General features: G+C 65.3%; 8 protein-coding genes and 3 rRNA genes. 6 read left to right on the forward strand and 5 right to left on the reverse strand.

Features of this window, described 5'->3' with window-relative positions; translation table 11 throughout:
* Window positions 1-2 precede the first annotated feature (2 nt).
* From O3438_RS23460 to O3438_RS23475, 4 genes are all read right to left on the reverse strand, one after another.
* Entirely contained in the window at window positions 3-350 is a 348-nt protein-coding gene (locus tag O3438_RS23460; RefSeq protein ID WP_332367500.1) for a YciI family protein, read from the reverse strand.
* Between the two features lie 86 nt (window positions 351-436).
* Window positions 437-1,657, reverse strand: coding sequence for a low temperature requirement protein A (locus tag O3438_RS23465; protein WP_269681932.1), 1,221 nt, complete (start codon window positions 1,655-1,657; stop codon window positions 437-439).
* Between the two features lie 81 nt (window positions 1,658-1,738).
* Window positions 1,739-2,797, reverse strand: coding sequence for a tryptophan--tRNA ligase (trpS, locus tag O3438_RS23470; protein WP_269681933.1), 1,059 nt, complete (start codon window positions 2,795-2,797; stop codon window positions 1,739-1,741).
* Between the two features lie 269 nt (window positions 2,798-3,066).
* Complete coding sequence (locus O3438_RS23475) at window positions 3,067-3,537, reverse strand: PRC-barrel domain-containing protein (protein WP_269681934.1); 471 nt, start codon at window positions 3,535-3,537, stop codon at window positions 3,067-3,069.
* 384 nt (window positions 3,538-3,921) lie between these two features.
* Between O3438_RS23475 and O3438_RS23480 the strand changes: the two genes are divergently transcribed.
* The 4 genes from O3438_RS23480 (at window position 3,922) to rrf (ending at window position 10,075) form a co-directional block, all read left to right on the forward strand.
* A complete protein-coding gene (locus O3438_RS23480) occupies window positions 3,922-4,176 on the forward strand; it encodes an SCO4848 family membrane protein (RefSeq protein ID WP_145778495.1) in 255 nt (84 codons plus the stop codon).
* A gap of 695 nt (window positions 4,177-4,871) precedes the next feature.
* A 16S ribosomal RNA gene (locus O3438_RS23485) occupies window positions 4,872-6,386 on the forward strand.
* Between the two features lie 375 nt (window positions 6,387-6,761).
* A 23S ribosomal RNA gene (locus O3438_RS23490) occupies window positions 6,762-9,870 on the forward strand.
* An 88-nt stretch (window positions 9,871-9,958) separates the two neighbouring features.
* Window positions 9,959-10,075, forward strand: a 5S ribosomal RNA gene (gene rrf / locus O3438_RS23495).
* The 16S, 23S and 5S rRNA genes sit together here, the layout of an rRNA operon.
* Before the next feature lie 511 nt (window positions 10,076-10,586).
* On the opposite strand, the gene O3438_RS23500 is transcribed toward rrf, so the two are convergent.
* Window positions 10,587-12,407, reverse strand: a complete 1,821-nt coding sequence (locus O3438_RS23500; RefSeq protein WP_269683731.1) for a VanW family protein — start codon at window positions 12,405-12,407, stop codon at window positions 10,587-10,589.
* Window positions 12,408-12,589: 182 nt separating this feature from the next.
* On the opposite strand from O3438_RS23500, the gene nudC reads away from it, so the two are divergent.
* Together nudC and O3438_RS23510 are read left to right on the forward strand one after the other, a co-directional pair.
* Window positions 12,590-13,510: an NAD(+) diphosphatase gene (nudC, locus tag O3438_RS23505; protein ID WP_269681935.1), complete on the forward strand. Its 921-nt coding sequence runs from the start codon at window positions 12,590-12,592 to the stop codon at window positions 13,508-13,510.
* A gap of 73 nt (window positions 13,511-13,583) precedes the next feature.
* The gene (locus tag O3438_RS23510) at window positions 13,584-14,351 is read left to right on the forward strand and encodes an FkbM family methyltransferase (RefSeq protein WP_269681936.1); all 768 of its coding nucleotides are present in this window, start codon (window positions 13,584-13,586) and stop codon (window positions 14,349-14,351) included.
* The last annotated feature ends 8 nt before the right edge of the window (window positions 14,352-14,359 follow it).

Raw genomic sequence — 14,359 nt, forward strand, 5'->3', positions numbered from 1 at the left:
GGTCAGGCCTGCATGTCGAACTCGAAGATCGGACGGACCTGCACCGACCCGGTACCGATGGCACCGGGGCTGCGGGCCGCCCAGTCCAGTGCCGCGTCGAGGTCCGGTACGTCGATGACGTCGTACCCGCCGAGCAGTTCCCGGGTCTCGGCGAACGGCCCGTCGGTGATCGTGCGCTCGCCGCCGGGGCCGACCTGCACCGTCGTGCAGGTGGTCAGGTCCTGTAGCGGATACCCGGAGACCCAGACCCCGGCGTCCTTCATCTCCCGGTCGTAGCGGATCCAGTCCTCGACGGTGCACCCGTTGTCGACGGTCTCCCCATCGGCCAGGGGACTCATGAACAGCAGCATGTACTTCACGTTCCGGCTCCTCTCGGTGCGGCGTGTCGCCGTACAGCATGACGACGAGCGGAGACCGGGGATCTCGACACGGCACGTCACGATTTTTCTGGCCGCAGTGGCCGGGCAGGTTTCAGCCGCTCGTCGCGCCGGTCCACCCGTCGCTCGAACCAGGTCACCCCGACCAGGAGGACGGTCAGCAGGGCGAGCGCCACCAGTGGAGGCAGGGATCGGCCGACCGGCAGCAGGACCAGCGGCAGCACAGCGACCACGACCTGCGTCGGGTAGATCGTCCGGAGGGTCAGTCGGCGGAAGACCAACCTGCTGAGCAGGTAGACGGCCGCGCCACCGTAGAGCGCGGTGGCCGCCTCCCAACCCAGCGGCTCGGCGTGCGCCGACTCCTCGGTGAGCCGGCCGATCACCTCCTCGATGCCGAGCGCGACGTAGATCGCCCCGATGATCAACGGCGAGTGACCGAGGCCGTACGCGTCACCGGCGACGTCGCCGCGTCGGTCGTCGGGCACGTTGCTGACGGCCTCCTGCGCGGCGGGCGCCAGCCGGTCGAAGTAGAGCCACCACAGACACACGGTGCTGGCGAGACCGAGTAGCGCGGCCGCCACCGCCGTACTGACCGGCGCCATCGTCCGTGGCCCCGCACCGGCGGAGATCAACGACTCGCCCAGCGCGATGATGAGCACCAGACCGAACCGCTCGGTGAAGTGGCCCACGCTGCGCAGTTGCCACGGCCGGAAGGCCGATGCGATCCGGGCACCACCGATGTCGGTCAGCAGCGCGACCGTCCAGAGCGCGGTCTGGCCCGCACCGCCGAGCAGCGCTCCACCGATCAGCGGGAACCACGCCAGCACCACCGGCACGACGAAGAGACGCAGCGTCGAACGCAGCGGCTGGTCCGTCGTGCTCACCCAGAACAGGACCACGAGCTGCACCGCGCGTCCGACGACGTAGGCCAGGGCGAGCGCGAGCGGCGCGTCCACGAGCCCCGGGCCCTGGGTCCACGCGTCCGGCAGCACCAGGGCGACCACGAAGATCGCCGCCATCGCGACCAGGGTGGCCGCGCGGACCAGGCCGACGTCCGCGCGCACCAGATTCCCCACCCAGGTGTACGGCCCCCAGGAGTAGAGCAGCAGCAGGAGCAGGAGCAGCCCCTGAGCCAGCGTGAACGCGGTCGGCGACCCGGCCATGAACGTGATGACCCGGGTGAGGGCGAAGACGAAGACCAGATCGAAGAAGATCTCGAACATCGTGGTCCGGTGCGCCTCCGCGACCGGTACCGGCCGAACGCCCGAAATCCCCCTCATCCCCGCATTCTGCGTCACGGTGGCGGGGGAACCGGCCGACCGTTCACCCGGTCCCCCCGCCGAGCACCGGACACCCCGGCCTCAGGCCGAGGTCTGCGTCCGCCGCCGGCTCCGCTCCGCCCGCCGCCGCACCTGCTGGTACGCGCCGGTCAACCCCATCGCCCGGCGTACCTCGATCAGGGTTTGCCGGACTTCCTGACGCGTCCGTTCGGTGCCCTCGACGATCAGTCGGTCGACCAACCCCCGGTCGGCTTCGATCTCGGCCCGACGCTGACGGATCGGCGCCAGGAACGCTTCCAACGCGACGACCAGGCGTTCCTTGACCTCCACGTCACCCACCTGCCCGGCCCGGTAACGCCGGGCCAGGTCGGCCACCTCGTCGCGGTCCGGATTGAAGACCTCGTGGTACGCGAACACCGGGTTGCCCTCCACAGTGCCCGGCACGTCGGCCCGTACCCGATTCGGGTCGGTGTACATGCCGAGCACCTTCCGACGCACCGTGGCGGCGTCGTCGGACAACGCGATCGTGTTGCCCCGGCTCTTGCTCATCTTGGCCGCGCCGTCGGTGCCCACCAGGCTCGGCGTGTCCGCCGGAATCAGCTCCGGCACCGGGAAGACCGGGCCGTACAGATGGTTGAACCGGCGCGCGATCTCCCGGGTCACCTCGACGTGCGCGGCGTTGTCCCGGCCGACCGGGACCACCTCGCCCTTGACGCAGAGGATGTCCGCGGCCTGGAGCACCGGGTAACCCAGCAACCCGTACGGCATCTCCTCCTTGCCGGCGTCGCGGGCCATGTCCTTGAGCGACGGGACCCGTTCCAGGCGGGGGACGGTCACCAGGTTCTGGAGGAGCGTGTTGAGGTCACCGACCTCCGGGATCGCCGACTGGAGATAGAAGATGGCCCGCTCCGGGTCGACGCCGGCGGCCAGGATGTCGGTCACCATCTCCCGGGCGTTGCCGGACACCTGGTCAATGTCCTCGCGGCGATTGCGAGTGGTGAGCATGTGCAGGTCGGCGATGATGAAGAAGCTCTCGTAGCGCCGGTGCAGCCGTACCCGGTTGGCGATGCTGCCGACGTAGTGGCCGAGGTGAAGGCGGCCGGTGGGCCGGTCGCCGGTGAGCATTCGTGCGACGGACATGGCGGTGTGCCTCTCGTATCCGAGGGTGGGTGACGCGGGCGCGCGCCGAGCGGGCCCCTTCCGGGACCCCTCGGTCAGCGGGATCGGCTCAGCGAGCCGCCCGCCATCGCGCACCGGCGCGGTACCGCAGACCACCGGCACGGAGGACGTTCAGAAGTTGCTCCCGGCCATCGCCGGGGCTGGTTGTGATCCCGGGCAGCGCGCCGAGCGGGAGGCCGTCGACCGTGTCGACCGCCTCCGACGCGCAGTTGCCCAGCCGGACCACGGGCTCAGATTACCCGCGGTATGGCTCCCGGCGGGGGAAGGTAACTGTCGGCGTAGTAGCTGCCGACACGTTCCCGGTACTCCGGGTCGGCCGGATCCGCCTCGAACGGCGGTGCGTCCTTGATCTCCTGCCGAGCCCGGTCGACGTGCACGACGCGTTCCTGGTGGTCCACCCGGACCACAGTGCCAGCCGGCAGCAGCACCTTCTGGCCGAAGATCCACGGGCCGGTGTCCACCACCAGGTATCCCGCATCCGCCTCGTTGCTCGCCTCGTCGATGGTGCCGATCCGCCCGTCGGTCGCCTCCACGTGGTAGCCCACCAGGTCGACGGGTGTGCCAGGGCCGGGCGCGTCCGGGCCGTCGTGCCCACCGTCCGAGCCTTCCGGCGGTGTGACCGAGGGGGTGGTCTGTGTGTATCCGCCGGCGAGGGCGGACGGGTCACGCCATGCCCAGGGATTGAAGATCGAGGGTTGCACCGGGACACCTCCGGGGGGACGTCGGCAACTGTCCTCTTTCGCAATGCCCAGCTCGCAGCCGTCGGAAACGAATCGAGCCGGGTCACGTGCACGCTTCCGTCAGGCCTTGAGGCCGGCGGTCCGCGCCGGCGGTCCGCGCCGGAGTCTGGTTGACCACCGCCGGTGGCGTGAGCCGGGTTGCGCGCCCCGCAGCCGCGACCAGAGGCGGTCGCCGTGAGGCCGGCCTGTTGGTCCGCCCGTCGGCCGGGTTGCGGGCCGGTCTGTCGTTCCGGGCCGTCGGTCCTTTGGTCCGCCCGTCGGCCGGGTTGCCAGCTGGTCTGTTGCGCCGGACCGTCGGTCCGTGTCCGTGCTGGTGGGCAGGTCTCGCTGGCATACTCGGCTGCCATGGTGTTGTCGCGACGGTGGGCCGTCTTCCTGGTCGGGGTCGGGATCTGGACCTGGGTGATCTGGCCGAGGTTCGCGGTCGCCATCTGGCAGGACCCGCGGTCCTGGGCGTCCGGCACGGTCGCCGACGGCGCGCCCACCAGCTTCCTGTGGGTGCACGCTCTGTTGATCGGGGCGTCACTGGCCATCGGAACGACGGTGGGTGTCCTCGGCATCCGGGCGTGGCTGGTCGCCCGCCGGCGCCAGGCGTCATGACCTGCGCGTTCGGTGGTCTTTCTGCCTTCCCGTTGGTGTGGCTTGGCGGTACCGAACCCGAATGTGACGCGCGCCGCTACCCACGGATTTGACGATCAAACCCGCGGACGCGTAACTTTCTCTCTGCCAGCGCGGAACGGGGCAAACGGGACGAAAGTTCTGAGGCCGCGGAACGGAGCTGGTGACCGGGTCAGGCAGGGGTTCGCTCCTGTGGGGCACGGCCGGGCGGGGCTCGCCGGATTGGCCGCGAGGCGGATTTGGTGCGGCGAAGCCGACCGGGTAAGGTTCACGACCGGCAGGGCACCGGGCGAGCGTGCGGGAAACCGCAGCGGCCGGCCTGCCAAATCCGACGACCTGACGCAGCGGTTCGCTGCTGCGTGAGTGCGCCGGCGCCTACCCGCACGAAGCATGACAGACCGGGACACACGGTTTGACACGGCCGAGACGGTGAGGTAACGTAGTAAAAGTGCCCGGCGCGAGAGCGGCGGGGACACGGAACGAAAAGCCCCGATACGGGGTTCCACTGAGGTGGGGCTTCTGGTCGGTGTGTGGTTGTTCTTTGAGAACTCAACAGGGTGCTTGTAAAGCCAGTGCCAATTATGATTTATACCCCGGACTGGTCAGTTTTTGCTGGCTGGTTGGGATTCCTTTGGCAACAATTTGTTTGTTGCCGGGATAGCTGTTCAACTAATTTTTTGTTGGAGAGTTTGATCCTGGCTCAGGACGAACGCTGGCGGCGTGCTTAACACATGCAAGTCGAGCGGAAAGGCCCTTCGGGGTACTCGAGCGGCGAACGGGTGAGTAACACGTGAGCAACCTGCCCCAAGCTTTGGGATAACCCTCGGAAACGGGGGCTAATACCGAATATTACTGCTGGTCGCATGGCTGGTGGTGGAAAGTTTTTCGGCTTGGGATGGGCTCGCGGCCTATCAGCTTGTTGGTGGGGTGATGGCCTACCAAGGCGACGACGGGTAGCCGGCCTGAGAGGGCGACCGGCCACACTGGGACTGAGACACGGCCCAGACTCCTACGGGAGGCAGCAGTGGGGAATATTGCACAATGGGCGGAAGCCTGATGCAGCGACGCCGCGTGAGGGATGACGGCCTTCGGGTTGTAAACCTCTTTCAGCAGGGACGAAGCGAGAGTGACGGTACCTGCAGAAGAAGCACCGGCCAACTACGTGCCAGCAGCCGCGGTAAGACGTAGGGTGCGAGCGTTGTCCGGATTTATTGGGCGTAAAGAGCTCGTAGGCGGCTTGTCGCGTCGACCGTGAAAACTTGGGGCTCAACCCCAAGCCTGCGGTCGATACGGGCAGGCTAGAGTTCGGTAGGGGAGACTGGAATTCCTGGTGTAGCGGTGAAATGCGCAGATATCAGGAGGAACACCGGTGGCGAAGGCGGGTCTCTGGGCCGATACTGACGCTGAGGAGCGAAAGCGTGGGGAGCGAACAGGATTAGATACCCTGGTAGTCCACGCTGTAAACGTTGGGCGCTAGGTGTGGGGGGCCTCTCCGGTTCCCTGTGCCGCAGCTAACGCATTAAGCGCCCCGCCTGGGGAGTACGGCCGCAAGGCTAAAACTCAAAGGAATTGACGGGGGCCCGCACAAGCGGCGGAGCATGCGGATTAATTCGATGCAACGCGAAGAACCTTACCTGGGTTTGACATGGCCGCAAAACCTCCAGAGATGGGGGGTCCTTCGGGGGCGGTCACAGGTGGTGCATGGCTGTCGTCAGCTCGTGTCGTGAGATGTTGGGTTAAGTCCCGCAACGAGCGCAACCCTCGTTCGATGTTGCCAGCGCGTTATGGCGGGGACTCATCGAAGACTGCCGGGGTCAACTCGGAGGAAGGTGGGGATGACGTCAAGTCATCATGCCCCTTATGTCCAGGGCTTCACGCATGCTACAATGGCCGGTACAATGGGCTGCGATACCGTGAGGTGGAGCGAATCCCAAAAAGCCGGTCTCAGTTCGGATCGGGGTCTGCAACTCGACCCCGTGAAGTCGGAGTCGCTAGTAATCGCAGATCAGCAACGCTGCGGTGAATACGTTCCCGGGCCTTGTACACACCGCCCGTCACGTCACGAAAGTCGGCAACACCCGAAGCCGGTGGCCCAACCCTTGTGGAGGGAGCCGTCGAAGGTGGGGCTGGCGATTGGGACGAAGTCGTAACAAGGTAGCCGTACCGGAAGGTGCGGCTGGATCACCTCCTTTCTAAGGAGCACCTTCCGACGAAAGTCGGTAAGGAGCCCGCGCTGCCCGAATGTGGTGGTGGGGTGCTCGAATGGCGGAGACACTGGCAAGTTTTGCCCTGGCAACGGCCGGCGGCGCCTAGTACAGCCACTTTCGGGTGGTGGGAACGGTGGCTTCTGGTGCGGCTGGGGGAGGATGTGAGCACCCTGTTGGGTCCTGAAAGAACAACCATGGTGTTGTTTCTTTCGGAACCGTAGCGAGCCTGTGGGTTCGCGAGGTTGCCAGGCATGGCCTGGCCCCGCATACCGCCAACTGGTGTTGGGTTTGGTGTGGGGCGGATCGGGTTGTGGGTTGGTCGTTTGTTGAGAATTGCACAGTGGACGCGAGCATCTTTGTGGTCAAGTTGTCAAGGGCGAACGGTGAATGCCTTGGCACCAGGAGCCGATGAAGGACGTGGGAGGCCGCGATAGGCCTGGGGGAGCTGTCAACCAAGCTGTGATCCCAGGGTGTCCGAATGGGGAAACCTGGCACCAGTCATGTGGTGTCACCCACACCTGAACACATAGGGTGTGTGGAGGGAACGCGGGGAAGTGAAACATCTCAGTACCCGTAGGAAGAGAAAACAAATAGTGATTCCGTGAGTAGTGGCGAGCGAAAGCGGATCGAGGCTAAACCGGCTGCGTGTGATACCTGTCAGGGGTTGCGTGGTCGGGGTTGTGGGACCCTGCTGAACAAGCTGACACTTGTTCGAGGAGTTACAAAGTTAGTGGCTAGTCGAACAGTCTGGAATGGCTGACCGTAGACGGTGAAAGTCCGGTAGGTGAAAGTTGCTGACCTTCTGTGGGTGTTCCCGAGTAGCGGCGGACCCCTGAAATCTGCCGTGAATCTGCCAGGACCACCTGGTAAGCCTAAATACTTCCTGGTGACCGATAGCGGACGAGTACCGTGAGGGAATGGTGAAAAGTACCCCGGGAGGGGAGTGAAATAGTACCTGAAACCGTTCGCCTACAATCCGTCGGAGCCTTGCGGGGTGACGGCGTGCCTTTTGAAGAATGAGCCTGCGAGTTAGTGGCATGTGGCGAGGTTAACCCGTGTGGGGGAGCCGTAGCGAAAGCGAGTCTGAATAGGGCGATTCAGTCGCGTGTCCTAGACCCGAAGCGGAGTGATCTAGCCATGGGCAGGCTGAAGCGCGGGTAAGACCGCGTGGAGGGCCGAACCCACCAATGTTGAAAAATTGGGGGATGACCTGTGGTTAGGGGTGAAAGGCCAATCAAACTCCGTGATAGCTGGTTCTCCCCGAAATGCATTTAGGTGCAGCGTCGCGTGTTTCTTGCCGGAGGTAGAGCACTGGATGGTCTAGGGGGCCCACAAGCTTACCGAAATCAGCCAAACTCCGAATGCCGGTAAGTGAGAGCGCGGCAGTGAGACTGCGGGGGATAAGCTTCGTAGTCGAGAGGGAAACAGCCCAGATCACCAGCTAAGGCCCCTAAGCGTGTGCTAAGTGGAAAAGGATGTGGGGTCGCATAGACAACCAGGAGGTTGGCTTAGAAGCAGCCACCCTTTAAAGAGTGCGTAATAGCTCACTGGTCAAGTGGTTCCGCGCCGACAATGTAGCGGGGCTCAAGCACACCGCCGAAGCTGTGGCATTCACATTTTATCCTCGCTTGGACTTGATTCCTTGTGCAGGTGTGTGGATGGGTAGGGGAGCGTCGTGCCGCGAGTGAAGCAGCGGGGTGACCCAGTTGTGGACGCGGCACGAGTGAGAATGCAGGCATGAGTAGCGAAAGAAGGGTGAGAAACCCTTCCGCCGGATGACCAAGGGTTCCAGGGCCAGGCTAATCCGCCCTGGGTGAGTCGGGACCTAAGGCGAGGCCGAGAGGCGTAGTCGATGGACAACGGGTTGATATTCCCGTACCCGCGAAAGAGCGTCCCTGATGAACCTCGTTGTGCTAACCACCCGAACTGCCTGATGTCTTCGGACGGATGGTGGGGAGCGTGGGAACCTGGCGGGTAGTAGTCAAGCGATGGGGTGACGCAGGAAGGTAGCTGAGCCCGGCCGGTGGTTGTGCCGGGGTAAGCGTGTAGGCCGTGGTGTAGGCAAATCCGCACCACATGAGGGCTGAGACGTGATGCCGAGCCGATTCAGGTGAAGTCAGTGATCCTATGCTGCCGAGAAAAGCCTCTAGCGAGTTCTTAGCGGCCCGTACCCCAAACCGACACAGGTGGTCAGGTAGAGAATACCGAGGCGATCGGGCGAACTGTGGTTAAGGAACTCGGCAAATTGCCCCCGTAACTTAGGGAGAAGGGGGGCCGGAGACGTGAAGCCCCGCGCGGGTGGAGCGTTGTATGGCCGCAGAGAGCAGGGGGAAGCGACTGTTTACTAAAAACACAGGTCCATGCGAAGAAGTAATTCGATGTATATGGACTGACGCCTGCCCGGTGCTGGAACGTTAAGGGGACCTGTTAGCTCTTCGGGGCGAAGCGGAGAACTTAAGCGCCAGTAAACGGCGGTGGTAACTATAACCATCCTAAGGTAGCGAAATTCCTTGTCGGGTAAGTTCCGACCTGCACGAATGGCGTAACGACTTCCCCACTGTCTCAACCACAGGCCCGGCGAAATTGCAGTACGAGTAAAGATGCTCGTTACGCGCGGCAGGACGGAAAGACCCCGGGACCTTTACTATAGCTTGACATTGGTACTCGAATTAGCTTGTGTAGGATAGGTGGGAGCCGGTGAAGTCCATACGCCAGTATGGGTGGAGGCAATCTTGAAATACCACTCTGGTTGATTTGGGTATCTAACTTCGGACCGTTATCCGGTTCAGGGACAGTGTCTGGTGGGTAGTTTAACTGGGGCGGTTGCCTCCTAAAAGGTAACGGAGGCGCCCAAAGGTTCCCTCAGCCTGGTTGGCAATCAGGTGTTGAGTGCAAGTACACAAGGGAGCTTGACTGTGAGACTGACAGGTCGAGCAGGGACGAAAGTCGGGACTAGTGATCCGGCACTTGCGAGTGGAAGCGGTGTCGCTCAACGGATAAAAGGTACCCCGGGGATAACAGGCTGATCTTCCCCAAGAGTCCATATCGACGGGATGGTTTGGCACCTCGATGTCGGCTCGTCGCATCCTGGGGCTGTAGCAGGTCCCAAGGGTTGGGCTGTTCGCCCATTAAAGCGGTACGCGAGCTGGGTTTAGAACGTCGTGAGACAGTTCGGTCCCTATCCGCCGTGCGCGTAGGATACTTGAGAAGGGCTGTCCCTAGTACGAGAGGACCGGGACGGACGAACCTCTGGTGTGCCAGTTGTCCTGCCAAGGGCACGGCTGGTTAGCTACGTTCGGAAGGGATAACCGCTGAAAGCATCTAAGCGGGAAGCCTGCTTCAAGATGAGGTATCCCACCCACTTTGGTGGGGTAAGGCCCCCAGCTAGACGACTGGGTTGATAGGCCGGAAATGTAAGCCCGGTAACGGGTTCAGTTGACCGGTACTAATAGGCCGAGGACTTGACTACTAAGCTGCTACGCGTCCACTGTGCAACTCTGAACAAGCGAACACCCACGTGAGGTCCGTGCCGGGGTTGTTTGATATGTTCATAGAGTTACGGCGGTCATGGCGGAGGGGAAACGCCCGGTTACATTCCGAACCCGGAAGCTAAGCCCTCCAGCGCCGATGGTACTGCACTCGTGAGGGTGTGGGAGAGTAGGACGCCGCCGGACAATCTTCCAGAAAAGGCCACCCCTGTCAGGGGTGGCCTTTTCTGCGTTCCTGTACTGCCGTTGCTGCATCACGGCGCACTCTTGGTGTGATCCACTCCAGGTCGCCGATCCGGCGGTATTTCCCGCGGTGGATACCGCCATATCGGCGAAACGAAGTCGATCACCGCGAGCAAACGGTGCGAGCTGCCCCGGGCGGCAGGCCTTTGGCGGGATCTTGGACAGTTTCCGTCAAGCGAGGACGGAAACTGTCCAAGATCTATGGAGTCGGCTTCGTTGAGGTCGGTGTTTCCCGCCGGCTGGATGCCCCGGCATCAGCGAACCCGCGTCGACCGGGCGTTCGGGATCACCGCCAGGGGTGGTCAGCTGTACGCCGGCGAAGTCGCCGGCGTACGCCAAACCCGCGCAGCCGGCGCACGCTCGTTCTACCCACAGGTTGTGGGGGCGGAGGTGCGGTGGCACCCCCGCGCTGAGGCAGTGAGGACCAGACCAAGGCTGTAGGGCCCCCTGCGGGTCAGGAAGGCTTCGGGCCGCACACGTAGCGGGGCTCAGCGTCGTAGCGCCAGGTGAACTTCTCCCGCTTGACCACTGCCCCACCCTTCTTGATGACCCGGAAGGCGTCCTGGGTGAAGCCGTTGATCCCGTTGGTCGCGATGCACGAAGGACCGGGCGTCAGGTGGATCAGCTTCGGTGTGGTGATGTTGCGGCGGGGGCCGTACTCCGTCTTCACGCTGTCGTAGATCTTCGTGCTCCAGATCGACACGGTGATCGTGCTGGACGTGTACGACGTGTCGATGAGGACGCCGTACTCGGTGTTGTTGCGGAACTTGAAGTCCAGGTCCGGCCAGAAGATCGTCGACTCGATGACCGCCGGGTACCTGTCGAACCAGTACGAGTGCGGCTTGTGCTCGACGTCCTCCAACCCGGCGTAGTAGGTCGCGTTGAAGAGGGTGGTGGTGAACTGTGAGGTGCCACCGCCGACACCCGGCACCAGTTTGCCGTCGAGGATGACCGGGGCGTCGCGGTAGCCCTGTGCGTAGCCGCGTTCGCCGGTGTGGCCGTTCAGGGAGAACGTCTTCCCGGGTAGGACGACGGTGCCGTCGACGTCCTTGGCGATGGTGGCGATGTTCTGGCTGCGCGACGAGGCCAAGCCGCCGGTGAATCGGGTGGTGAAGGTGGACACCTGTTCCTTGATGCCCAGGCCGGACAGCTTCTCGGCCGTGAGTTCGGGTTGGGTCGGCTTCAGCTCGCCGGTCACCTCGCGACCGTCTGACTTCGGCAGCACGGCCAGCAGGTCCTGCCCCAGGGTTGCCGTGTCCAGTTGCTGGCCGGGGCGCCCTTCTTTCACGGAGGGGCGGCCACCGGAGATGCTCATGGTGGCGTCCTTGGCCGGTACCTCGATGGTGTTCAGGTCGTCGCCGAGCGCTGCCCGCAGTCGCTTGACGTCCACCGACGGGGTCAGCTTGCCGGTCTTGTCGGCGGTGAACCGCAGGCTCTTCGCGATGACGGCGGGTGGGACCTTCACCGACCCCTTCGTGGTGCGGAGGGTGACGGGGGCGGCGACCGCCGGCTTGGCCAGCTCGTTGACGAGGCGGTCCAGCTCTTCCGGGGTGGTCGTCGGGTGGGTCTCCACCAGCGGCACCGTGATCGGTGTGCCGGCCAGCCAGCCGGCGCGGACCACCTCGGCGGAGCGTTCCGGGTCCAGGGCAAGCCCGGGCTTGGGTTGCACGACCTTCGGTTTGGTGCCCTGATAGGTGATCGCCGGCATGGTCATGCCCTGGGCCTGGTCACCGAGGACCTTACGGAGGGCGTCGTCCAACCGGGCCACGTCGACGGTGACCACCGGGTCGACGGTGCGGGAACCGACCAGTCGGCTGACCGGGTGCGCGTCGGCCGCTGCCGCTGCCGCGACGGTCGCCGGCACGTCGACCTCAAGCCCGACGTCGGCCGGGTTGATCTCGGCGGTGCGCCCGTCGACGGTGACGGTCAGCGGCTTGGCGTGGTCCGCCGCCCGCCGGGCCAGCTCCGCCCGCAACTCCCGGTCGGCGTCCGCGCGGCTCCGGCCGCCCAGCTCGGCGCCGAGCACGCTGGTGCCGCGTGGAACATCCCCGGCGTACGCCCAGGCGCCCGCACCTGCCACCGCGGCGAACACACCCCCGGTGAGGCCGGCGGCGAGCAACATCCGCATGCGGCGGGGGCGGCGCGGGCCGGCCTCCGGCTCGGAAGGGCCGGGCGCCGTCGCGGTGGCCGGCCCGTCGTCGGGCCAGGTGACCGCGGTGACCTGCACGGTGGGCCGGTCGTCGGCGGGTGGAGTCTTGTCGCCGTACAGCGTCACTGGAACCTCGATCGCCAGGGTGCCGCGGGAGTTTCCCACTCCCGGAGGCACCTACGGTAACGAATGCCCGGCGGACCTACGCGGCTACGCCCACCGGACCCAGGTACGGCGTGTCGTCCGGCGTGTCGTCCGGACCTGGGGCCGCTGCCGGCGGGGGACAGCAGACGTGGCACGGTGGCCTCGTGGACACAGCGGAGCGGGTGTTGGCGTACGGCGGCGGTTGGCTGGACCGGGCAGGCCCGCTGCGCACAGACCCGACCCACATGGATGCGCTGCTGACCGAGCCGAGCACTGTCGTGCTGCCGATGTGGCGGGACCGCTGTCTCGTCGACGGGGACGGCCCGGTGCGGCTCACCGCTGACCGTGCGTCGCTCGTCCGGTCCGCCGCCGGTGAGATCGTCTTCCTCGGGCTGGACGGGGACGTGGCAGTGTTCGCCGCGGACCTGTCCGCGCTCCCCGAGCGGTCCGCCGCCGAGATGGCTGGTGCGACGCGTGCCCTGGACGTACGGGCACTGGTCGGGCGGCTCGAACCGGGCGACGCGGCCGTCCAGGCGTACGCCAGGGGGTTGTTGCACTGGCATCGGCAGCAGCGGTTCTGTGGGACGTGCGGTGCGCCGGCCGTCGCCGGTGGTGGCGGACACCTGCGGACCTGTAGCGGCGGAGAGTGCGGCCGGCTGCTGTTTCCCCGGATCGAACCGGCGATCATCGTGCTGGTCGAGGCACCCCGATCGCCGGGGCGGTGTTTGTTGGCCCGGCACGCGGGCGCGCCCGAGGACGCGTTCTCGACGCTGGCCGGCTTCGTCGAGGTGGGCGAGAGTCTGGAGGACGCGGTCCGTCGGGAAATGGCCGAGGAGGCGGGCGTGACCGTCACCGACGTGACCTACCAGGGGTCGCAGGCGTGGCCGTTTCCGGCCGGCCTGATGGTGGGGTTCCGGGCGACAGCCACCTCGGACGAGGTACGCGTCGACGGCGAGGAGTTGTTGGAGGCGCGTTGGTTCACCCGGGATGAGCTGCGGGAGCGGGTGGCGTCCGGCCGTTCGCTGGGCCGGGTGGACGCGATCGACCACCGTCTCCTGGAGGACTGGTTGGCAGGGGTGTCCTGACCGATCGGCCTGGTCCTACTCGGCGGTAAGTACACCTTTCCAGGTGTGTCGCGGACCCGTACCCTTTGCGCTCATGCCGTCTTCGACCGGTCTGGTGACCGCAGTGAGTTCGCGTGTGGCGTCGCTCCTACCCGACCAGGTCGTCGCGGGAGCCATCCGGGCTGTCTATCCCCGGGTGGAGCCGGAACTCGCGTGCCTCGCGGAGTTCATGCCCGCCGGTGGCACGGCCCTCGACGTGGGCGCCTGGTACGGGCCGTGGACCCAGCGGATGCGCAAGCGGGCCGACCACGTCGTCGCCATCGAGCCGAACGAGGAACTCGCGCGCAGCATCTCGGGTGCGTTCCCCGACGTGCGGGTCGTCCGTGCGGTGGCGTCGGACCACGAGGGCAGCGCGGAGCTGTTCCTGCCGAAGGACGGCCCGGCTGTCGGCACCTCGTCCCTCGAACTGGCTGACGGCAGTTCGACGTCGGTCACCGTCCCACGGATCACGATCGACGGTCTCGGCCTCCACGACGTGCGGTTCCTGAAGATCGATGTGGAGGGTCACGAGTTGTCGGCGTTGCGCGGCGCGGCCGGCACGATCGACCGGGACGGACCGGTGCTGTTGATCGAGGTCGAGGAGAGGATCCAGCCGATCGCTCCGATCTTCGATCTGCTGGACGAGTGGGGCTACCGCGGTTACGTGCTGCCGGAGCGCGAATGGGTGCCGCTCGCCGACTTCGACATCCGCGCCAACCAGCGGGGCGCGATTGCGCGGGTCACCCAGAGCCTGGCCCGCCGGGTCGTGCTTCCACGGCCGCGCTACGTCAACTCGGTGTTGTTCAAGCGCGAAGGCAGGTGACCGGGGCG

The organism is Micromonospora sp. WMMC250, assembly GCF_027460215.1.
GTDB classification, from domain to species: Bacteria; Actinomycetota; Actinomycetes; order Mycobacteriales; family Micromonosporaceae; genus Micromonospora; species Micromonospora taraxaci.